At 73.4% G+C, this 22,261-nt stretch carries 14 protein-coding genes and 1 pseudogene; 9 read left to right on the plus strand and 6 right to left on the minus strand.

Annotation, left to right across the window (positions count from 1 at the left end):
- From AB0K09_RS10335 to fxsT, 4 genes and pseudogenes are all read left to right on the plus strand, one after another.
- Positions 1-1,043, plus strand: a pseudogene (locus AB0K09_RS10335) (hypothetical protein); the annotation flags it as partial.
- Between the two features lie 66 nt (positions 1,044-1,109).
- Entirely contained in the window at positions 1,110-1,343 is a 234-nt protein-coding gene (locus AB0K09_RS10340; RefSeq protein ID WP_366064887.1) for a hypothetical protein, read from the plus strand.
- Complete coding sequence (locus AB0K09_RS10345) at positions 1,340-2,635, plus strand: HEXXH motif-containing putative peptide modification protein (protein WP_366064888.1); 1,296 nt, start codon at positions 1,340-1,342, stop codon at positions 2,633-2,635. The genes AB0K09_RS10340 and AB0K09_RS10345 overlap by 4 nt, the downstream gene beginning before the upstream one ends.
- A 69-nt stretch (positions 2,636-2,704) precedes the next feature.
- Positions 2,705-5,731: an FxSxx-COOH system tetratricopeptide repeat protein gene (fxsT, locus tag AB0K09_RS10350; RefSeq protein ID WP_366064899.1), complete on the plus strand. Its 3,027-nt coding sequence runs from the start codon at positions 2,705-2,707 to the stop codon at positions 5,729-5,731.
- A 79-nt stretch (positions 5,732-5,810) separates the two neighbouring features.
- Here fxsT and AB0K09_RS10355 read toward each other — a convergent pair whose 3' ends face one another.
- From AB0K09_RS10355 to AB0K09_RS10370, 4 genes are all read right to left on the minus strand, one after another.
- Entirely contained in the window at positions 5,811-9,611 is a 3,801-nt protein-coding gene (locus tag AB0K09_RS10355) for a multifunctional oxoglutarate decarboxylase/oxoglutarate dehydrogenase thiamine pyrophosphate-binding subunit/dihydrolipoyllysine-residue succinyltransferase subunit (RefSeq protein ID WP_366064889.1), read from the minus strand.
- 251 nt (positions 9,612-9,862) lie between these two features.
- Positions 9,863-10,960 carry an ATP-binding protein gene (locus AB0K09_RS10360; RefSeq protein WP_366064890.1) on the minus strand — a complete coding sequence of 366 codons (1,098 nt, stop codon included), beginning with the start codon at positions 10,958-10,960 and terminating at the stop codon, positions 9,863-9,865.
- A 10-nt stretch (positions 10,961-10,970) separates the two neighbouring features.
- Entirely contained in the window at positions 10,971-11,708 is a 738-nt protein-coding gene (locus AB0K09_RS10365) for a response regulator transcription factor (RefSeq protein ID WP_366064891.1), read from the minus strand.
- Positions 11,709-11,796: 88 nt separating this feature from the next.
- Positions 11,797-12,477, minus strand: a complete 681-nt coding sequence (locus AB0K09_RS10370; protein ID WP_366064892.1) for a spermidine synthase — start codon at positions 12,475-12,477, stop codon at positions 11,797-11,799.
- Between the two features lie 150 nt (positions 12,478-12,627).
- Here AB0K09_RS10370 and AB0K09_RS10375 point away from each other — a divergent pair, with 150 nt between their 5' ends.
- The 3 genes from AB0K09_RS10375 to AB0K09_RS10385 all read left to right on the plus strand — a co-directional run bounded on the left by AB0K09_RS10375 (position 12,628) and on the right by AB0K09_RS10385 (position 18,987).
- On the plus strand, positions 12,628-13,377 hold the full coding sequence (locus AB0K09_RS10375) for a rhomboid-like protein (protein ID WP_366064893.1): 750 nt from the start codon (positions 12,628-12,630) through the stop codon (positions 13,375-13,377).
- A 166-nt stretch (positions 13,378-13,543) separates the two neighbouring features.
- Positions 13,544-15,949 carry an endopeptidase La gene (gene lon, locus AB0K09_RS10380; RefSeq protein WP_366064894.1) on the plus strand — a complete coding sequence of 802 codons (2,406 nt, stop codon included), beginning with the start codon at positions 13,544-13,546 and terminating at the stop codon, positions 15,947-15,949.
- A 269-nt stretch (positions 15,950-16,218) separates the two neighbouring features.
- Positions 16,219-18,987 (plus strand): M4 family metallopeptidase, encoded by a 2,769-nt coding sequence (locus AB0K09_RS10385; protein WP_366064900.1) that lies wholly within the window; start codon positions 16,219-16,221, stop codon positions 18,985-18,987.
- 78 nt (positions 18,988-19,065) lie between these two features.
- Here AB0K09_RS10385 and AB0K09_RS10390 read toward each other — a convergent pair whose 3' ends face one another.
- Entirely contained in the window at positions 19,066-19,917 is an 852-nt protein-coding gene (locus AB0K09_RS10390; RefSeq protein WP_366064895.1) for a lysozyme, read from the minus strand.
- 261 nt (positions 19,918-20,178) lie between these two features.
- Here AB0K09_RS10390 and AB0K09_RS10395 point away from each other — a divergent pair, with 261 nt between their 5' ends.
- Positions 20,179-20,655, plus strand: coding sequence for a MarR family transcriptional regulator (locus tag AB0K09_RS10395; protein ID WP_366064896.1), 477 nt, complete (start codon positions 20,179-20,181; stop codon positions 20,653-20,655).
- Between the two features lie 15 nt (positions 20,656-20,670).
- Here the strand turns inward: AB0K09_RS10395 and AB0K09_RS10400 are convergent, their stop codons facing one another.
- Positions 20,671-21,426 carry a hypothetical protein gene (locus tag AB0K09_RS10400; RefSeq protein WP_366064897.1) on the minus strand — a complete coding sequence of 252 codons (756 nt, stop codon included), beginning with the start codon at positions 21,424-21,426 and terminating at the stop codon, positions 20,671-20,673.
- A 155-nt stretch (positions 21,427-21,581) separates the two neighbouring features.
- Here AB0K09_RS10400 and AB0K09_RS10405 point away from each other — a divergent pair.
- The coding region (locus AB0K09_RS10405; protein ID WP_366064898.1) for a nitrate- and nitrite sensing domain-containing protein at positions 21,582-22,261 on the plus strand (680 nt) is incomplete at its 3' end.

A 22,261-nucleotide genomic window follows, 5' to 3' on the forward strand; every position in this document is an offset into this window, starting at 1 on the left:
GCCGCCTGGCTGGAGCGCTGGTGGCCGCTGGAGGGGGCGCCGCCCGGCAGCCGCGCGGAGATCGGGCACCCGCGCGACGCGGCCTGGTCCCGGGCTCCGCCGAGGCGGCCGACGCGGTACGCGAACTCTCCACCGCCTGCGACCTCCTGGACCGGGAGGACGCCCCCGACGTGCAGCGCTGCGCCGCCCTCCTCGACCTCGCCCGCGCCCTGCGCCGCACCGCGGCCCCCGCCGGGCGGACCCTGGCCGTGCTCGCCCGCGCCCACGAACTGGCCACCGACGACCTCCAGCGCCTGCACTGCCTCACCGAACAGGCCCGCGTCCACGCCGGAGTCCCCTCCTGGACCGACTCCGACGACGCCTACGCGGCGGCCGTCTCCCTCACCGAGCCGCACGGCACCCGCCGCTGCGAACTCCTCCTGGAATGGGGCCGCTCCCTGCTGGAACGGGCGGTCGCGCCCCCGCCCGCCCCCGGGGCCGGACCCGGCCGGCCCGGCTCCGGGGCGGCGGCGGCCGCCCGGCGCGCCGAGGCCGTGCTGCGCGAGGCGTTCGCCGTGAGCCCCGGCCGCTCGCCGCTGCGCGGCGAGGCCCAGCTCCTGCTCGGCCGCGCCCTCGTCGCCCGCTTCCGCCTGCTCGGCTTCCTCCCCGACCTCTACGAGAGCTGCCATCTCCTGGAACAGGCCGCCCGCCGGGCCGGCGACGGGGACGTACGGGCCGAGGCGTGGCTGGCCCTGGGCTTCGCGCGGCTCGCCCTCGCCGAGCAGTCCGCGGCCGTCCCCCTGGCCGACGCGGCGGCCGCCTTCGCCGCCGCCGGCGAGGAGGCCCGCGCCCGGACCCGCCCCGGCCAGGGCTCCCTGGTGGCCGCGCGGGCCGCGCACGGCTACGGCACGGCCCTGGAACGCATGGGCCTGCGCAAGGCGGCCCTCGCCGCCTACCGCGACGCCCTCCAGGCCTGGCACGAGCTCTCGGACCACCTCGCGGAGGCACCCTGGGAGGAGGTCCGGGCGACCCGGGAGAGCCTCGCCCGTCTCGCCGACGCGTGACCGAACGCGTTTCCGTATGACCGACGTTGGGAAGAACCGTGCAGCCGTGGCAGGGAGGAGAAGACGGTGCCGAAGCACACGTACGCCGCTGCGGTCGGCCCGGCGGACGGCGCGGCGGTCCCGCCGCTGCCCGACCTGACCGGCGTCGGCCTGCGGGCACTGCGCGGAATGGCGGACCCGGACCTGTCGGCGGCGGTGGAGAGCGCCCTGCGGCACCCGGGGGAGTGGTGGGAGATCTGGTACTCGAGCGGCAACGAGACCCTGTCCGACGGGCCGCGCGCCGCACGGGAACCCGGGTGACGGGGCGGGGCACCCTCGCCCGGCTCGCCCGCACCCGCTCCGCGCCGGACGACCTCGCGCTGCTCCGGCGCGGCCTGCACAGCAGGCGGCTGGTCCTGCTCAAATCACTGCTGACCAGGCTGGAACAGCATCCCGCGGCGGTGCCGGAGACCGCCCGCGAGCGCTTCGAGGAGCACTGGCGGCTGCTGGAGCGCGCCGAGTCCCTCGACGGGGGCGCGGCGCGCCGCACCCTCGACTACCCGGCCGTCGGCATCTGGCTGGCCGACGCCCTGGCCGCCCCGGACGGCGAGGCCCTGGCGCGCCGCCTGGACCGGTTCGGCGCCGTCGCGGCCACCGCCGCCGTCCGCTGCGGCCTGGACTTCACGCTCGACCTGCCGGCCCCCGGCGGCTCCCTGGCCCTGCCCGGCACCGGCCGCCTCCGCCACGCCGGGGCGAGCGTACGGCTGACCGCCCGCGCCCGCACCGTACGGCTGACCGCCGAGGACGGGCACCCCGGGGCCGTGCTGCTGCGGGCCGCCGGCCAGGTGTCCGGATCCGGGCCCGGCTGGCAGGGCCTCGCGACCCTGCCCGGCAGCGACGCGCGCCTGGACGACCTCGACCCCCACCGCGCCCCGCCCGGCGGCGTGGGCCACACCGCCCTGCCGCCCGCACCCCCGGACGACCACGAGGCGTGGAGCGGACTGTGGCGCGCGGCCCTGAGCCTCCTGCACGCCACCGACCCGGCCCGTGCCGCCGAGACGACGGCCCTGCTGCGCTGCGTCGTCCCCCTCGCCCGCACCGGCCGCCACGGGGCGCGGTCCGGACCCGTGAGCGCCACCCTCCGGGCCGCCCCCGGCGCCGTGCTCACCACATGGCCCGAGACGGCCGCCGGCCTGGCCGAGGTGCTGGTCCACGAGACGCAGCACGGCAAGCTGGCCGTCCTCCACGACCTCGTGCCCCTGCACCGGGGCGGACCGGCGGCCCGCCACCGGGTCGCGTGGCGGGCCGACCCGCGCCCCTTCGCGGCCGTGCTCCAGGGCACCTACGCGCACCTCGCGCTGGCCGACTTCTGGGCCCGGGCCGCCGGCCGCCGCACCCGCCCGCCCGGCGCCCGGCGGGCGGCCGCGGCACGCCGGGACGACTACCGGGAACAGGTCGCGGCGGCCCTGCCCATCCTGCTGGAATCCGGCGAACTCACTGCCGCAGGACGCCAGTTCGCGATAGGCATGGAGCGGCACCTAGCGGGCCTGGGACGGGAGGGCGACCAGTCCGCCGGAAGCGGCGGTGCGTCACCCCTCTGTCACGTACAGTAATCTCGTGCCGTGCCGGGCCCACCGGCCGGCGCGGCGCGACGGAGCGAGGGAGACGGGCGCGTGAGCGAGTTGAGCGAGCGTTCGCAGCGGCAGACGGCCGGCCCGGGTGCGGGGCGGGAGCCGGCCGGGGAGCACTTCGTCGTGGTCTTCGCCGGCTTCCACCGGCCCTGGGCCACCTGGATCGCCCACCGGCTGGAGAGCCACGGCCACCGGGTCACCCTGCACCGCTGGGACCCCCGCCGCGAGGTGCCGCTGGAGACCTCCCTGGGCGACCTGCTGCTGGCGACCGGGCGGATACTGCTCGTCCTCAGCGACTGGTTCTTCCAGCTCGGCCCGCGCCGCGAGGGCGAGTGGAACGAGGCGCTGCGCGGCATCGTCGCCGCCAACGCCCAGCGCTTCGCCGCCGTCAACCTCACCAACCGGGCGCTGCTGCCCGCCACCGCCGTCCTGGAGCCGGTGGACCTGTGGGGCATCGGCGCCCAGGAGGCCGAGCGCAGGCTGCTGTCCCGGCTCGGCCTGCCCGCCGTCGCCGCCCGCCGCGCGCTGCCCCCCGGCCCCGGCTCCCGCTACCCCAACGACCCCCCGGCCATCTGGGGCGAGGTCCCCCGCCGGAACGTCCGCTTCACCGGCCGCGACGACCTCCTCAACCGGCTCCAGGAACATCTGATGGACGCCGACCACGGCACGGCCGTCGTCGCCCTCCTGGGCATGTCCGGCATCGGCAAGACCCATATGGCCGCCGAGTACGCCCACCGCTTCAGCTCCGACTACGACGTCGTCTGGTGGGTCAACTCCGACACCCGCGGCACCCTGCGCGAACACCTCGGCGAGCTCGCCCCCGAGCTCGGCCTGGCCAGCGGCTCCGAGCCCGGCGAGCGCATCCGCGCCGTCCACGAGGCGCTGCGCCGCGGCGAGCCGTACCACCGCTGGCTGCTCGTCTTCGACGGCTGGGACGACATCGAGGGCGCCACCGGCATGCTGCCCGAGGGCCCCGGCCACGTCCTGATCACCTCCCGCAACCGCAGCTGGGCCGAGAGCGGCGCCCTCATGGTCGAGGTGCCCAGCTTCGAACGGCACGAGAGCACCGGCTATCTGATGCGCCGCGCCCCCCGGCTCACGGCCGAGCAGGCCGACGAGGTCGCCGCCGAGCTCGCCGACATCCCGCTGGCCCTCGTCCAGGCCGCCGCCTGGCTCGGCGAGTCCGACATGGAGGTCGCCGACTACCTGCGTCTCGTCCGCGACGGCCAGCTCTCCGGCTTCGCCGACCAGGGCGGCTTCGACGGCGTGCCCCGCTCCTCCCTGACCTCCTGGTCGATACTGATCAACCGGCTCCGCGAGACCCAGCCGCACGCCGTCGAACTGCTCTCCCTGTGCGCCTCCTTCGCGCCCGGCCGCATCCCCATCGGCCTGGTCCGCCACCTGCCGCCCGCCCAGCTGCCCGACGGCCTGACCTGGCTCGCCACCGACCTGCCCAGCTGGACCCGGGCCCTGGACACCCTGGTCAACTACTCCGTCATCACCCGCGACACCCGCAGCGTGCTGGCCGGCGAGGAGCCGGGCCCCGAGCAGGAGTCGGTGCACATGCACCGCATCGTCCACGACATCGTCGGCCGCCTCACCTCGCCCGCCGACCGCGCGATGCACCGCCAGGTCGTCCGCAGAATGCTCGCCGCCGCCGATCCCGGCAACCCCCAGGACTCCCGCCTCTGGCCGCGCTACGCCGAACTCCTGCCCCACCTGGAGCCCTCCGGTGCCCTGGAGAGCACCCACGAGGGCGTCCAGGAGACCGTGCTCAACCTGCTGCGCTACTGCCTGCGCAGCGGCGAGTTCCGCACCGGCGTCGACCTGGCCGAGCAGGTCCGCGAGCGCTGGAGCGAGATGTTCCCTCCCGAGCATCCGCGCCTGCTCGAACTGACCCGCTGGCAGACCAACATTCTGCGCGCCCACGGCGCCTTCCGCGCCGCCTACGAGCTCGACCACGCCTGCCTGGACCGGCTCCGTGCCCTGCCCGGCGCCGACCGCACCAGCCTGATGACGGCCACCAGCAGCCTCGCCGCCGACCAGCGCTACCTCGGCCAGTACGCGGAGGCGCTGCAGATGCAGCGGGAGGTCCTGGAGGCCGCGCTCGAACTCCTCGGCCCCGACGACTACCTGACCCTGCTCGCCCAGCACAACCTCGGCGTCGGACTGCGCCTGCTCGGCCGCTACTCCGAGGCGTACGACATCGACCTGGAGACCCTCCGCAAACGCGAGACCCTGCTGCGCGCCCGGCACGCCGCCACCCTCGTCTCCGGCATCGCCTGCGCCCGCGACCTGCGGCTGATGGGCCGCTACCGGGACGCCCTGGCCCGCCAGGAGCTCGGCATGCGGCTGCACATCCAGGTCCTCGGCCCGCAGCACCCCCAGACCCTGCGCGCCCGGCACAACCTCGTGCTGTGCGAACGCCGCGCCGGCAGCCTCCAGGACGTCGGCGCCGTCATGGCCGGCCTCGTCGAACAGATGGAGAAGATCCACGGCCGCGGCCACTACGCCACCCTCGGCCTCGTCGTCGACTACGGCAACCACGCCCGCGAACACGGCGACCTCGGGCACGCCCGCGAGCTCATCGCCGAGGGCGAGGCCGGCTTCCGCGATCTGCTGGGCCCGGCCCACCCCATCAGCACGGGCATGCTCTCCAACACCGGTCTGATCCTCCAGGCCGCCGGCGAGCGGTCCGAGGCCCTCACCATGTTCGAGGCCGCCTACGCCGGGCTGTCCGCCTCCCTCGGCAAGGACCACCCCTGGGTGCTCGGCTGTGCCCTCAACGCCGCCGCCGGGCGCAACTTCACCGGCCGCCTGGACAGCGCGCAGGAGCTGAGCCGGGACACCGTGCGCCGGGCCCGGCACGCGCTCGGCGAGGACCATCCCTTCACGCTCTCCTGCGAGGTCGCCCTCGCCATGGACCTCCGCGGCCTGCGCGAGCACGAGGAGGCGGGCAAGGTCGAGGAGGACGCCCTCCAGCGCCTGACCCGCACCCTGGGCGCCCAGCACCCCCACACCCTCTCCGCCCGCCAGCGGGTCCGCCCCTACTGGGACTTCGAGCCGTATCTGGGGTAGGAGCCGGGAATGCGGCGGGGGCCCGCACCACCGAAGTGGTGCGGGCCCCCGTTCGTCGGAACCGCAGGCCGGACAGCCGTTACGCCTCGAAGACCTCGGCCACGAGCTGCGCCTGCTCCGCCTGGTGGCGCTTCGCCGAGCCCACCGCCGGGGAGGAGGAGTGCGGACGGGAGATCCGCCGCAGCCGCTCCCGGGCCGGGACGTCGGCGCCGACCGCCAGGTCCAGGTGGTCGATCAGGTTCAGCGCGATGAACGGCCACGCACCCTGGTTCGCCGGCTCCTCCTGCGCCCAGATGTACTTCTCGGCGTTCGGGAACTTGGCGATCTCGGCCTGGAGCTCCGCACCCGGCAGCGGGTACAGGCGCTCGAGGCGGATGAAGGCGGTGTCGTTCGCGCCGCGCTTCTCCCGCTCGGCGACGAGGTCGTAGTAGACCTTGCCGGAGCAGAAGACGACCTTCCGGACGTCCTCCGCCCCGACGGTGTCGTCACCGATCACCGGGCGGAAGCGACCGCTGGTGAACTCCTCCACCTTCGACGCCGCGGCCTTCAGACGCAGCATCGACTTCGGGGTGAAGACGATCAGCGGCTTGTGGTGCGGGTTGTGGACCTGCCAGCGCAGCAGGTGGAAGTAGTTCGACGGCAGCGTCGGCATGGCGACCGTCATGTTGTTCTGCGCGCACAGCTGGAGGAACCGCTCGATGCGGGCCGAGGAGTGGTCCGGGCCCTGGCCCTCGTAGCCGTGCGGCAGCAGCAGGGTGACGCCGGAGGTCTGGCCCCACTTCTGCTCGGAGGAGGAGATGAACTCGTCCGTCACCGACTGGGCGCCGTTGACGAAGTCACCGAACTGCGCCTCCCACATCACCAGCGCGTCCGGGCGGGCCAGCGAGTAGCCGTACTCGAAGCCCATCGCCGCGTACTCGCTGAGCAGCGAGTCGTAGACGTTGAAGCGCGCCTGGTCCTCGGAGAGGTAGAGCAGCGGGGTGTAGTCCTCGCCGGTCTCCCGGTCCACCAGCACCGCGTGGCGCTGGCCGAAGGTGCCGCGGCGGGAGTCCTGGCCGGCGAGCCGGACCGGGGTGCCCTCCATCAGCAGCGAGCCGAAGGCGAGGGTCTCGCCCGTGGCCCAGTCGATCGTGCCGTCCTCGACGCTGGCCGCCCGGCGCTGCAGCTGCGGCAGCAGACGCGGGTGGACGGTGACGTTCTCCGGCAGGTTGACCTGGGACTCGGCGATCCGCTTGACGACCTCCTGGGAGATCGCGGTGTCCACCGCGACCGGGAAGCCGTCCAGCGGGGCCGGGGCCTCGCCCGTCGCCGGGGCGGCGGTGGCCTCGCGGACCTCGGTGAAGACCTTCTCCAGCTGGCCCTGGTAGTCCTGCAGCGCCTGCTCGGCCTCCTCCAGCGTGATGTCGCCCCGGCCGATCAGCGACTCGGTGTACAGCTTGCGCACCGAGCGCTTCTTGTCGATCAGGTCGTACATCAGCGGCTGGGTGAACGAGGGGTTGTCGGCCTCGTTGTGGCCCCGGCGGCGGTAGCAGATCAGGTCGATGACGACGTCCTTGTTGAACGCCTGGCGGAACTCGAAGGCCAGCCGCGCGACGCGGACCACGGCCTCCGGGTCGTCACCGTTCACGTGGAAGATCGGCGCCTCGATCATCCGGGCGACGTCGGTGCAGTACATCGACGAGCGCGAGGACTCCGGCGGCGCGGTGAAGCCGACCTGGTTGTTGATGACGATGTGCACGGTGCCGCCGGTGCGGTAGCCGCGCAGCTGCGACATGTTCAGCGTCTCCGCGACCACGCCCTGGCCCGCGAAGGCCGCGTCGCCGTGGAGCTGGATCGGCAGGACGGTGAAGTCCGTGCCGGCCTTGCCGATGATGTCCTGCTTGGCGCGGGCGATGCCCTCGACGACCGGGTCGACGGTCTCCAGGTGGGACGGGTTGGCGGCCAGCGAGACCTTGATCTGCTCGCCGTCCAGACCGGTGAAGGTGCCCTCGGCGCCCAGGTGGTACTTCACGTCGCCGGAGCCGTGCATCGACTTCGGGTCGAGGTTGCCCTCGAACTCGCGGAAGATCTGCGCGTAGGACTTGCCGACGATGTTGGCCAGCACGTTGAGGCGGCCGCGGTGGGCCATGCCGATGACGGCCTCGTCCAGACGGGCCTCGGCGGCCGCGTCCAGCACGGCGTCCAGCAGCGGGATGACGGACTCGCCGCCCTCCAGCGAGAAGCGCTTCTGGCCGACGTACTTCGTCTGCAGGAAGGTCTCGAACGCCTCCGCCGCGTTCAGCCGGCGCAGGATGCGCAGCTGCTCCTCGCGCTCCGGCTTGGAGTGCGGGCGCTCGACGCGGTCCTGGATCCAGCGGCGCTGCTTCGGGTCCTGGATGTGCATGTACTCGATGCCGGTGGTGCGGCAGTACGAGTCGCGCAGCACGCCCAGGATGTCGCGCAGCTTCATCATCGACTTGCCGGCGAAGCCGCCGACCGCGAACTCGCGCTCCAGGTCCCACAGGGTGAGCCCGTGCTCGGTGATGTCCAGGTCGGGGTGCTTGCGCTGGCGGTACTCCAGCGGGTCGGTGTCGGCCATGACGTGGCCGCGCACCCGGTAGGAGTGGATCAGCTCGAAGACCCGGGCGGCCTTGGTGACGTCGTCGTCGTGCGAGGCGTCGATGTCCTTGAGCCAGCGGATCGGCTCGTACGGAATGCGCAGCGCCTGGAAGATCTCGTCGTAGAAGCCGTTCTCGCCGAGCAGCAGCTGGTGCATGATCCGCAGGAATTCGCCGGAGGCCGCGCCCTGGATCACCCGGTGGTCATAGGTGGAGGTCAGGGTCATGACCTTGGAGATGCCCAGCTTGTTCAGGGCGTCCTGGGAGGTGCCCTGGAACTCGGCGGGGTAGTCCATGGCGCCCACGCCGATGATCAGGCCCTGGCCGGGCATCAGGCGCGGCACGGAGTGCACGGTGCCGATGCCGCCGGGGTTGGTCAGCGACGCGGTGACCCCGGTGAAGTCCTCCATCGTCAGCTTGCCCACGCGGGCGCGGCGGACGATGTCCTCGTAGGCCTGCCAGAACTCGAAGAAGTTGAGGGTCTCGGCCTTCTTGATCGCCGCGACCACCAGCTGCCGGTCGCCGTTCGGCTTGACCAGGTCGATCGCCAGGCCGAGGTTGACGTGCTCGGGCTTGACGAGGGTGGGCTTGCCGTCCTTCTCCGTGAAGGAGTGGTTCATCGACGGCATCAGCTTCAGCGCCTGCACCATGGCGAAGCCGATGAGGTGCGTGAAGGAGACCTTGCCGCCGCGGGCGCGCTTGAGGTGGTTGTTGATGACGATGCGGTTGTCGAACAGCAGCTTCACCGGCACCGCGCGGACGGACGTGGCCGTCGGCAGCTCCAGCGAGGCGTTCATGTTCTTCGCGACCGCGGCCGACGGGCCACGCAGCGTCACGAACTCGGTACCGGAGGGAGCCTCGGCCGCCTTGGCGGCGGGCATCGCCGCCGGGGCGGCGGCCGGCTTGACCGGAGCGGCGGCGGGCTTCGCCGGGGCGGCCGGAGCCTGCGGCGCGGCCGGGGCCGGCGCGGCGGCGGCCGGAGCGGCGGGCGTCGTCGCCGGGGCCGGAGCCTGCGGCGCGGCGGCGGCCGGGGCGGCCGCCGACTGGACCGGGGACGCGCCCGGCGCGCCCTCGGCTACCTGCGCCGCACCGGAGGTGCCGGGCTTGTAGTCGGCGAAGAAGTCCCACCAGGCTCGGTCGACCGAGTTCGGGTCCTGGAGGTACTGCTGGTAGATCTCGTCGACGAGCCACTCGTTGGGACCGAAGACATCAGCAGGACTCTTGCCCTGCCCGTCCTGGTCGGTCGAGACGCTCGACGAGGTGTTGGGGGACTGTGGCGACACGGCGGCAACCGCCCTCTTCCGCTTCCTAAGGTGGTGGACAGCGGGAATAAAGGCTACGCCTGTCCGGACCCCTGATGCAGGCCACCCGGGCCAGTCGTCGCCTAAGTCACATTCGCCGCTGCGTTTCAGGGCATGGCTCGGCGGGAAACACACGTGGTTCCGCGGAACCCGAGGGACCCCGAAGGTTTCCTGGGTTCGCAAAATCCTGCCCCACATCCGGTCGGATGTGTGCCTCCTCCACCGACCCTACGTCAAGTCTGATCTTTGGGCCTGCCCGGAAGGGTCACCCGGATGCGGCAGCCCCGGGGGGACTCGGCCACACCTATGCTCCCGCCGTGCAGATCGACCGCCCAGCGGGCGATCGCCAGCCCCAGGCCCGTTCCGCCGTCCGTGCCCGGCCCCTGCTGGGAGGAGCTGCCCCGGTTGAACCGCTCGAAGACGCGGTCCCGCTCGGACTCCGGGATGCCGGGCCCCTCGTCCACCACCTCCAGCGCCAGCGACTGGGGACCCTCGCCCCGGCGGGCCCGGACCGTCACCCGGCCGTGGGGCGGGCTGTGCTTGACGGCGTTGTCCACCAGGTTCGCCACCACCTGGTGCAGCCGCTCCGCGTCGGCGTGCGCGACCAGCTCCGGCGGCGAGACGTCCAGGTGCAGGTGCACGTCCTTGCGGGCGCGCGGCGAGGAGCCGCTGCCCGAGACCATCGACGCCTCCTTGAGCACCCCCGCCAGATACGGCCACACCTCGAAGGGGCGCGCCCGCAGCGGCACCACGCCGTTGTCCAGCCGGGACAGATCCAGCAACTGCTCCACCAGCCGCCCCAGCCGCTCCGTCTGCCGCAGCGCCGTGCGCATCGTCTCCGGGTCGGCGGCCGAGACGCCGTCCACCACGTTCTCCAGCACGGCCCGCAGCCCCGCGATCGGGGTGCGCAGCTCGTGCGAGACGTTGGCGACCAGCTCCTTGCGCTGGGTGTCGACGGCCTCCAGATCGGCCGCCATCCGGTTGAAGGCCCGGGCCAGGTCCCCGAACTCGTCCCGCCGCCCCGTCCGCACCCGCCGCGTGTAGTCGCCCTGCGCCATCGAACGGGTGACCTCGGTCATCTCGTCCAGCGGGGCGGTCAGGCCGTGCGCGACGAACTGGGTGATCAGCAGCGACGCGATGATCGAGAAGACCGTGATCACCCGCAGCTCGGTCGCCGAGTGGATCGCGACGAACACCAGGAACGTCGTGATCACCACGGAGCCGACGACCAGCGCCCCGAGCGCGGCCTTGACCGAGCGGTACGGGTCGACCGGCCGCAGTGCCTCCCAGAGGCGGCTCCACAGCCCGGGGCGCGAGGGGGTGCCGCTCATGCGATGTCGCTCATGCGGCGGGCGTCTCCAGCGCGTACCCCACCCCGTGGACCGTGCGGATCCGCTCCGCGCCGATCTTGCGGCGCAGGGCCTTGATGTGGCTGTCCACCGTGCGGGTACCGGAGGCGTCGGCCCAGTCCCACACCTCCGCGAGCAGCTGCTCGCGCGAGAGGACCGCGCGCGGGGTGTTCGCCAGGCACACCAGCAGGTCGAACTCGGTCGGCGTCAGGTGCACGTCCGCCCCCCGCACCCGCACCCTGCGCTGGGCGTGGTCGATCTCCAGCTCGCCCAGCCGCAGGATGCCGCTGCGCGGCGTGTGCGCGGCGAGCGTGGCCCGCTCGACGCGGCGCAGCAGCACGTGCACCCGCGCCGCGAGCTCGCGCATCGAGAACGGCTTCGTCATGTAGTCGTCCGCGCCGACGCCCAGCCCCACGAGCATGTCGGTCTCGTCGTCACGCGCGGTGAGCATCAGGACGGGCACCGGGCGGCGCGCCTGGACTCGCCGGCAGACCTCCAGGCCGTCGAAGCCGGGCAGCATGACGTCCAGGACCAGCAGGTCCGGCTGCCACGCCTCGGCGGTGTCCACGGCGGCGGGCCCGTCGCCGGCCGTGCGCACCTGGAACCCCTCGGCCCGCAGCCGGGCCGCGATCGCGTCGACGATCGTGCGGTCGTCCTCGACGATCAGTACGCGGCGCTGCGCCCCCGCGGAGGCCGTGGCGCCGTTCGGGCCGATGTGTGTCTGCTCCATGCGCCCCGCCCCTAGCGTCTTCCGTGCTGTTCACCCTGCCAGCCCTGCGGCTGTGGCAAGCAGGGTAAGGGCAGCCGGGCGGGGTCGGCTACGCGGCGCGGACGCCGAGGTGGACGACGTCCGGGACGCCCCGGGCAACCGTGATCTCTTCGGTCTCAACCCCGGCGAAACCGGCATTCCGGAGGGCTTGTTCGAACGCCGGCGAGGGCTGCGCGGACCACACGGCGAGCACCCCACCGGGCGTCAACCGCTCCCGGCAGACGGCGAGTCCGGCGGGGGAGTAGAGGTCGTCGTTGTCCTCGGTGACGGTCCAGTCCGGACCGTTGTCGATGTCCAGGCAGAGGGCGTCGTAGCGGGTGCGGGACGTGCGCAGATGTGTCACCAGATCGGTATGCGCGATCTCCGTGCGCGGGTCGGCGAGCGCCTCCGCCGTGATCGCGGCCAGCGGGCCGGTGCGGTGCCAGTCCACGACGGCGGCCTCGCGTTCCACGACGGTGATCCGGCCCCAGCGCGGCTCGGCGGCCGCCCGCGCCAGCGAGAAGCCGACGCCGAGGCCGCCGATCAGTACGGACGGCTCCGCGCGGCCGGCCGGGAGCGCGGCCAGCGCGGCGTCGACCAGCCGCCGTTCGGACCGGCCGTCGGAGGTGTCCATCAGGAAGCAGCCATTGGCGATGATCTCGAAATGGCGCCCGCGCCGGCGCAGCACCACCTCGCCGTACGGGCCCTCGCGGCGTTCGATGACGGTGGGCGTAACGGCCGTGTCGTTCATTCGCGGCTCCTCGTGTCGTCGGGGTGTCATGCCAAGCGTCAGGAGGTTGACAAAGGTGGGACGAGTCACGGCCACGGCTTGATTCCGCGACCGGCCGTGCACCTTAATGTTCAGAGCCTGGGGGAAGCGCGCGGAAAGGGGCTCGCCCGAGTGACTCCGGTTGACGCCCTGCGCCGTTCCGGGCGGCTGCTGCCGACGCCGCTGGGCACGCCCTTCACGTTCTGGTACGGGCTGATCCTGCTCGGTACCGCCGTCTACACGGACGTCGGCGACCCGGCCACCGTCAACCGGCTGCTGCGCGAATCCAGCACGGACGGCGCCCATCTCGCCGACCAGCCGCTGCTGGTCCTCATCACCAGCGCCCTGTGGGTCGCCGGCGGGCTGTACTCCGCGTACGGCCCGGTCTTCGTCCTCGTCTCGACCGCGCTGGAGCGCCGCGTGGGCGCGGCCCGCACGGCCGGGGTCTTCCTCCTCGGCCACGTCCTGGCCACGCTCGCCACCGAGCTGCCGGTCGCGGGCGCGGTGGCCGCGGGCCGGCTGCCCGAGGCGTCGCTGCACCGCCTCGACTACGGCATCAGCTTCGGCGTGATGGCGTGCGTCGGGGCCCTCTCCGGCCTGCTCGCCCGCCGCTCGCAGTGGGTGATCATGGCCTTGGCCGCCGCGATGTGCGCCCAGGACCTCGTCGAGCTCGCGGACCCGCTGGCCGCCTGGGGCCACCCGATCGCCCTGCTGACGGGCGTCGCGTGCCGCACCCTGATCCGCGACGCGGCCACCGGGCGGGGCGTGCCGGGGCCGCCCCGCATCCCGGACCAGCCCGCCGCCGCCCACGACACGCTGCCGGCCCCACCGGCTGCCACGGACCGCACCCCGTCGCCACCCCTTTCCCCGCCCCGGCGCTGATCAGCGCCGGGGCGGGGACGGAGGGGTCGGCCCCTGTTTCCCGCCGCAACGGCGGCGCAGGCGCCGGCGCCCGGTGATCGCTCACAGCGAACGCATGCGGGGGAACATCGGGGCGGCGGCAAGCATTGAGTCCGTGTAGCTCAACTTGCCTGCCGAAGGGGAGATCATGGCTTCGACGTCCACACCGCTCACCCTGCCCGTGCTGCCGCTCGACGACGAGGTGGTCCTGCCCGGGATGGTGGTACCCCTCGACCTGTCGGACACCGAGGTCCGGGCGGCGGTCGAGGCGGCGCAGGCGGCGGCGTCCGCGTCCGCGGGCGGTGCCAAGCCGCGCGTGCTGCTGGTGCCGCGCATCGACGGCACATACGCCGGCGTGGGCACGCTCGGCACGGTCGAGCAGGTCGGCAGGCTCTCCGGAGGCGATCCCGGCGCGCTCATCCGCGGCGTGGGCCGCGTCCGCATCGGCGCCGGGACGACCGGCCCCGGGGCCGCGCTGTGGGTGGAGGGCACCCGGATCGAGGAGATCACCCCGGACCCCCTGCCCGGCGCGGTCACCGAGCTGATGAAGGAGTACAAGGCGCTGGCCACCAGCTGGCTGCGCAAGCGCGGCGCCTGGCAGGTCGTGGACCGCGTCCAGCAGATCGACGACGTCGCCCAGCTCGCCGACAACTCCGGCTACTCGCCCTTCCTCACCGTGGCCCAGCGCGTCGAGCTGCTGGAGACCGCGGACCCGGTGGCCCGGCTCAAGCTGGCCGTCAAGTGGCTCGGCGACCACCTCGCCGAGCAGGACGTCGCCGAGTCCATCGCCAAGGACGTCCAGGAGGGCGTCGACAAGCAGCAGCGGGAGTTCCTGCTCCGCCGCCAGCTGGAGGCCGTCCGCAAGGAGCTCGCCGAGCTCAACGGCGACCCGGACAGCGAGACCGAGGACTACCGCGCCCGCGTCGAGGACGCCGACCTGCCCGAGAAGGTGCGCGAGGCCGCCCTGAAGGAGGTCGGCAAGCTCGAGCGCGCCTCGGACCAGAGCCCGGAGAGCGGCTGGATCCGCACCTGGCTCGACACGGTCCTGGAGATGCCGTGGAACGAGCGCAGCGCGGACGCCTACGACATCCCCGGCGCCAAGGCCGTCCTCGACGCGGACCACGCGGGCCTGGAGGACGTCAAGGAACGGATCACCGAATACCTGGCGGTGCGCAAGCGGCGCGCCGACCGGGGGCTGGGTGTGGTCGGCGGGCGGCGCGGGGGCGCGGTGCTCGCGCTCGTCGGCCCGCCCGGCGTGGGCAAGACCTCGCTCGGCGAGAGCGTGGCCCGCGCGATGGGCCGGAAGTTCGTCCGGGTCGCGCTCGGCGGCGTCCGCGACGAGGCCGAGATCCGCGGCCACCGCCGTACGTACGTCGGCGCGCTGCCCGGCCGCATCGTGCGGGCGATCAAGGAGGCCGGCTCGATGAACCCGGTCGTCCTGCTCGACGAGATCGACAAGGTCGGCTCCGACTTCCGCGGCGACCCTGCCGCGGCCCTGCTGGAGGTCCTCGACCCGGCCCAGAACCACACCTTCCGGGACCACTACCTGGAGGTCGAGCTGGACCTGTCCGACGTCGTCTTCCTGGCCACGGCCAACGTCCTCGAAGCCATCCCCGAGGCGCTCCTGGACCGCATGGAGCTCGTCCGCCTCGACGGCTACACCGAGGACGAGAAGGTCGTCATCGCCCGCGACCACCTGCTGCGCCGCCAGCTGGAGCGGGCCGGCCTGGAGCCGGAGGAGGTCGTCATCGAGGACGACGCCCTGCGCAGGCTCGCCGGCGAGTACACGCGCGAGGCAGGCGTGCGGAACCTGGAACGCGCCATCGCCCGGCTGCTCCGCAAGGTCGCGGCCCGGCACGAACTCGGCGAGCAGGAACTGCCGTTCACCATCGGCGCGGACCAGCTCCGCCCGCTGATCGGGCGGCCGCACCACACGCCGGAGTCCGCCCAGGACCCCGCCGAGCGGCGCACCTCCGTGCCCGGCGTGGCCACGGGCCTGGCCGTCACCGGCGCCGGCGGCGACGTCCTCTTCGTCGAGGCGTCCCTGGCCGACCCCGAGACCGGCGGCGCGGGCCTGACCCTCACCGGCCAGCTCGGTGACGTCATGAAGGAGTCCGCCCAGATCGCCCTGTCCTTCCTCCGCTCCCACGGCGCCGAACTGGAGCTCCCCGTCGGTGACTTCAAGGAGCGCGGCGTGCACCTGCACGTCCCGGCGGGCGCGGTCCCCAAGGACGGCCCGAGCGCGGGCATCACCATGACCACGGCCCTGGCCTCGCTCCTCTCCGGCCGCCAGGTCCGCCCGGAGGTGGCGATGACCGGCGAGGTCTCCCTGACCGGCCGAGTCCTGCCCATCGGAGGCGTCAAGCAGAAGCTGCTCGCCGCGCACCGGGCCGGCATCACCACCGTGATCATCCCCAAGCGGAACGAGCCGGACCTCGACGACGTCCCGGCGGAGGTCCTGCAGAAGCTCGACGTGCACCCGGTTTCGGACGTCCGCCAGGTCCTGGAACTGGCCCTCACACCGGCCGAGGCGGAGGTGCCGCTGGCCGCGTAGCAGGCCCGGGGGTGGATACGGGTCCGGCCGGCCCCGGCGTGTCCTGCCGGCCGTGCGTATCGCTGTACTGCGCGGCTGCCGGCCTCGCCAGGCCCTCCCTTCCAGGCCGAAAGTCGCCCCCTGAACCGTACGCACCATTGATCCCCCGCCGTCTCACGGCTTGCATATGCCGCGACCGCAACACATGGCACGTACGGAGGGGGAACTCCTTGCGCAAGGCCAGTGCACGTTCCGGCAGACCCAGCGCCTTATCCGCCGCGAAGAGCGGCATAGCAGGGGCGGCAGCGCTCGTCGGCGCTGCCGCCCTCGTCGTCTCCGCGGTACCCGCGCAGGCGATCGCGGCCCCGGCGGGTGGGGACCCCGCCGAGGTGGTGCCCGGGAAGGGAACCTCCACCCCTTCCCTGGTCGGTGGGATCAGGGAAGCGGCGCAGGCCGGCGGCAGCGCCGCCGACGCGGCCCGCGGCTATCTCGCCGGGAACAAGGGCCGCTACCACATCGCCGATCCGGGCCGCGATCTGCGGCCCTTGCGGACGCAGACCTCCGGCGCGTCGGAGACGGTCCGGCTCCAGCAGAAGCACCGTGGCGTCGACGTCCTGGGGGGACAGTACGTCGTACGGATGGAGAAGAAGGACGGCAAGCGCGTCGTCACCGGCACGTCCGGCCGGTACTTCACCGCCCTGACGGTGGACACCACGCCCGAGGTGAGCGCGGAGCTCGCCGTGCGGCGCGCGGTGGGCGCGACGACCGCGCAGCTCGCCGGCAAGAAGCTCACGAAGCCCGGCAAGAACGCCCTGACCGGTGAGGCGCACGGCCTGGTCGTGCTGCCCAAGGGCGCCGGCGTGCTCACCCACCACGTCACCGTGCGCGGCGTGGACCCGGCCACCGGCCGGCCGGTGCTGCGCGAGGTCTACATCGACGCCAAGGCCGGCTACCCGGTCCTGCAGTACAGCGGTCTCAAGACGTTCGGCCTGGCCGCCGCCCCGGCCCAGGGCCCCGGCCCCGCGCAGGCGGCGGGCACCTCCGGAAAGACCGCCGGGGACGGCGGTGCCGGGCAGCCCGGCGTCGTCGGCAGCGGCGTCAAGTACGACGGCACCACCGTCGAGCTCGGCCTGGCCCTGGACGCCGCCCGCAACGAGTACGTGATGAGCGACCACGCGCGCATGCGGGACGGCAGCAAGAACCTGATCACCACCTGGGACGCGCGCGGCAGGGACGTCCTGGAGTCGTCCGGCCGCTGGCCCGAGGGCGTCAAGGAGTTCGGTTCGCCGACCCCCGCCTTCGGCAAGGACGCCACCGAGGCCGGCGCCGTCGACGCGCACTGGGCCGCGGGCAAGGTCTACGACTACTACAAGAACGTGCACGGCCGCGACAGCCTCGACGGCCGCGGCATGACCATCAACTCCCTGGTGGGCGTGACCTTCTTCGGGATGCCGTACGTCAACGCCTTCTGGGACGGCACCAAGATGGTGTACGGCGGCGGCGACAAGGAGTACAAGACGCTCTCCGCCGACCTCGACGTCGTCGGCCACGAGATGACGCACGGCGTCGTCGAGAACAGCGCCAACCTCGTCTACGCCGGCCAGTCCGGCGCCATGAACGAGGCCCTCGCGGACTACTTCGGCAACGCCATCGACGTGGACGCCAGCGGAATGTCGATGGACGACCCGAACGCGGGCCTGCTCGGTGAGGACCTCTGCCGCAGCAAGTCCGCGCGCGACTGCGCCATCCGCGACCTCAACGACGGCGCGACGACCTCCAAGAACTTCCTCGGCGTCGGCTACGCCACCGACTCCGGCGGCGTCCACCTGAACTCCACGATCTTCTCGGGCGCCCTGTGGGACATGCGCCAGGACCTCGGCGGCACCCTCGCCGACAAGATCGTCTACCGGGCGCTGACGGAGTACATGACGCCGCTCGACGGCTTCACCGAGGGCCGCAACGCGGTGCTCGCCGCCGCCAAGGACCTCAAGGTCCCGGCCAAGGCGCTGAACACCGTCAAGCGCTCCTTCAACGCGCACGGCATCGTGCCCAACTGGGAGCAGGCCCTGGGCGTCGACTCCGACCAGCTCCTCGGCCGGCTCAACACCTCCGACAGCACCGTGGGTGCCGGAGGCGGCTGGTGGGCCACCGCCAAGTCGAACGACGACGGCTCCGAGGCGTACTCGGTGTGGGCCGGCCGCGCGGACGGCTCGGGCTCGCCGAAGCTGATCAGCCCCAACGACGGGCGTTACCACGTCAACCCGGCCACGGACGGCAGGACGGTGGTCTGGACGGCGGTCGGGCCCAAGGGCGTGGACGTGCTGTCGCGACCGCTGGCCGGCGGCCCGGTCAAGAAGCTCTACGGCACCGAGGGCTTCGTCTCCGGCCTGCGGGTCGAGGGCGGCGTCGTGGTCCTGGAGTCGACGGACATCTTCGGCAGCCGTCACGTCGGCTATCTGCGCACCGGTGACAAGGAGCCGACCTGGGTCGACGGCGGGAACGCCGACCTGGCCACGGCCCTGCCGTCGCTGAGCAACGGCCGCATCGCCTACGCCAAGCTCTACCCCGAGAACGACGCGTACCGGATGGGCACCGAGGTGCTGGACCTCAAGACCGGCAGGACCACGCTGATGGGCCAGCTCGGCACGCCGAACCGCGTCGGCCAGACGGGCATCACCGGCAAGTACGTCTTCTGGCTGGTGGACGAGGTGCAGGACGACGGCCGGATGGCCGTGCGTCGCGCCGGCCTGGACGGCACCGGCGTGGTGGACATCAGCAAGGAGCAGGGTGAGGCCGCCCTCCACGCCTACGACCTGACCGCCTCCGAGGAGGCGGTGACGGTCACCTCGCAGCTGCCCGACACCGCCTACCGCAACGAGTCCACGGCCAAGCTGTGGCAGTTCGGCACCGACGGCTCGGCCAGGGGCCGGGTCTCCTGCAACCGCGGTGAGCAGATCTCGGCCGCCGCGGCCGGCGGCAAGCAGGTGGTGTGGATCGACGGCACCACCGGCTACACCGACCTGGTGACCCGCACCCGCCCCGCGGGCGCCTGTGGCTGACACCCCGTACGCGTGACGAGCGGGCCCCCGGCGCCGATGTGCCGGGGGCCCGCCCTCCTTGCCGTCGGTCGTCGGCCGTCAGCCGTCGGCCAGGGCCTGGAGCCTGCTCAGCGAGCCGTTGAAGCGGTCGCGGTCACCGACGGTGGAGCCGGTGTCGGTGTACTGCCAGAAGGTGTGGAAGGACCACCCGTACGGGAGCTCGCCGGCCGAGGAGGAGTACCGCGGGATCCATAGCGGGTTGACGGACCCGAAGCCGCCGTAGTTGCCCGTGCACGTCTTCCACCAGACGGTGGACGTGTAGATCACCGGGTCCCGCCCGGTGCGGGAGTGGTAGGTCACGGAGAAGTCCCTTATCCAGCTGACCAGCGCGCTGGCGCTCATGCCGTAGCAGTTGGAGCCGTAGGGGTTGTACTCCATGTCGAGCACGCCGGGCAGCGTCTTCCCGTCGGACGACCAGCCGCCGCCGTGGTCGGCGAAGTAGTTCGCCTGGGCCCGGCCGCTGGAGTTGTCCGGCAGCGCGAAGTGGTACGCGCCCCGGATCATGCCGGCGTCGTAGGGGCCGTTGTACTGCTGGGTGAAGTAGGGATTGGTGTAGCTGGTGCCCTCGGTGGCCTTGGCGTACGCGAACCGCACGCCGCTGTTCCGGAGGGAGGACCAGGGGACGTTGCCGTTGTGACTGCTGACGTCGACGCCCTCGACCGTGCTCATCAGCGTGGCCGGGGCGGACCGGTGCCCGCCCTCGTGGGCGCGGACGGTGGCGCCCATCCAGTCCTGCTCGGGGTGGGTGGGACGGGGCTGCCGGCCGCGGACCGCGGCGCCCGCCGCCTGGGGCAGGGTGAGCAGGAGGGCGAGGACGGACAGCAGGGAGAGGATGACGCCGGCCGCCGCGGGGGGTCTGCGGCGGGCCGGACCGGAGCGATGCGCGGGCATGATGCCTCCGGGGCCTCAGTCGGATCCGTGGGGGGATCTCGTGGGGGGATGCGCGTTGGGGGGTCTCGTGGGGGAGTCGGCACGGGCCTATGGTTGGTGTGACCATGCCATACAACTGACGCTACGGGCGTAGACGCGCCCGGGATAGGGCCCCGGGGTGCTGCCGTTGGTCTAATCCTGCGAAATACTGGCCCAGCTGCGGCGACGCGCCGCGACCGGAAGAACTTTCAGCGCCTGGAAAAGCCGGAGAGGGCCCCTGACGTGCACCCGACCAGTTCCCCGTGCCCTGGTGGCGGCAGTGGCGTGGACCACGAGGCGTTCCTCGCCCTGGAACGCGAGCTGGCCGTCTTCCTGCGCCGCGCCCGCGCGTCCTCCGGGGAGATGGCCCGCGAGGTCCACCCCGACCTGGAGCCGGCCGCCTACGGCCTGCTGGTCCGTCTGGAGGACGCGGGCCGGCAGCGGGCCACCGACCTCGCCGCGTACTTCGGCGTCGGCAAGGCCACCATGAGCCGGCAGCTGCGCGCCCTGTGGGAGCTCGGCCTCGTCGCCCGCGAGCCGGACCCCGCGGACGGCCGCGCCTCCCTCATCCGCCTCACCGACGAGGGCCGCGCGCGCTTCACCCGGGTGCGGGACGCCCGCCGCGCGCAGTACATGAGCAAGCTGGCCGACTGGGACCGCGCGGAGATCGCGGAGCTGGCCCGGCTGCTGCACCAGCTGAACGAGCGCGCGGAGTCGTGACCCGGGGCGGGGGCGTCACAGCTCGACGTACACCGCCGTCGCGTCGTCGTGCCGCTTCCCGCGCGGCGGCGCCCCCCGCTCCGCCTCCCGCACCCGCTCGATCAGCGCGTCCGGGCCCTCCTTCGCCAGCAGCCCGCAGCACGCCGCCCAGTCCCCCTCCCCGAAGACCTCCACCCAGCGCGCCGCGCCGTCCGTCAGGGCCGCGAGCGCCCGTGCGTCCCGGCGCGCCAGGCGGCCGGTGACCGCCCGGTCGGCGACGGACGGATCCGACGCGGCCGTGAAGAAGCCGCCCTCCGCGTTGCGCTGGTCGTCGGTGACGGGACCGAGGCGGGCCAGGCGCTCGATGCGGTCGTCGCGGACGGCGGTCACCGAGCCGTCGGCGGACTCGACGAGCAGCACGGAGTCCGAGAGCACCAGGTGCTCCAGCAGCTCCTCGTCCCACCGCGCCAGGACGACCGTCGCCTGGGGCGTGCGCCGGTGCGTCAGATCGCAGCCGCCGTGCGCGGCGGCCGTGCGGGAGACGGCCTCGGTCAGACACTGGCCGAGCGTCAGCTCGCGGTGCCCGGCGAGGAGTTCGAGCAGGGTCGCCCCCAGCCGCGCCGTGAACCACGGCACGTCGTGCACGCACCCCGTCACCCCGTCCGGCGGCGGAGTCACCCCGTCCAGCAGGACCAGCGCCCCGCCCGCGCCCGACGCCGGGAGGGCGACGGAGACGAAGTCCTCGTTCGGGCGGCCCGGATCACCCGGCTGAGCGGCGAGTGCGATGCGCATGCGGCCAGTGTGCCGGATGACTGATTTTCCCCGGCATTTCCCCGGCCTCCGGCGCGCATCCTTCCGGCGTGCCGGGCGGTTTACCAGATGGGCACTTGCCGGGGGGATGCGCGGCGGGTGACGGAGGGTCGGACGCGAACAGATTGTGAGCACCCGTGCGGAAGAAGCGGCTTCGGGGTGGCCGGCGCGAGCAGCAGACCACGGCGGTGCCGGAGCGCACCGCCCGGGTGCGCACCAGGCTCGTCGCGTCCGTCGCCCTCGTCTCGCTCACCGTCCTCGGCGCGAGCGCCTTCGGCATCGCCGACGCCCTGCGCGATCTGACCGAGTCCCGGCACCTGGCCGACCTGGGCCGGACCGACGCCGCGGCCGCCGCCCTCGCCCACTCCCTGGCCGACGAGCGCGACACCGTCACCGAGTACGTCGCGGGCGGCCGCGGCAACGGCCCGGCGGCCGCCATCCCCGAGGACCGCCGCGACCGCGTGGACGGGCAGATCGAGCGCTTCCGCGGCATCGCGCCCCCGTCCGTGCTCCGCCGCCTCGACGCCTTCCCCGACGTGCGCCGACGGGCCCTGGAGGGCCCCGGGGACGCCCTGGCCGTCCACACCGCCTACTCCACCACCGTCCAGGCGCTCACCGGCACCACCGGCGACCTCGCCCACCGGCTGCCCTCCCGGGCCGGCGCGGACGCCGCCGCCGGCCTGCCGGCGCTCGCCCGCGCCGCCGACCAGGCCTCCGCCACCCGCGGACTGCCGGAAGCGGTGGGCCGGTGTCCGGTCCCGTCCCCGGCTCGGCGATCATGGACGGGTCCGCGGTCAGCTACCCCATGGTCGGCATC

Source organism: Streptomyces sp. NPDC049577 (genome assembly GCF_040675635.1).
Classification (GTDB): Bacteria; Actinomycetota; Actinomycetes; order Streptomycetales; family Streptomycetaceae; genus Streptomyces.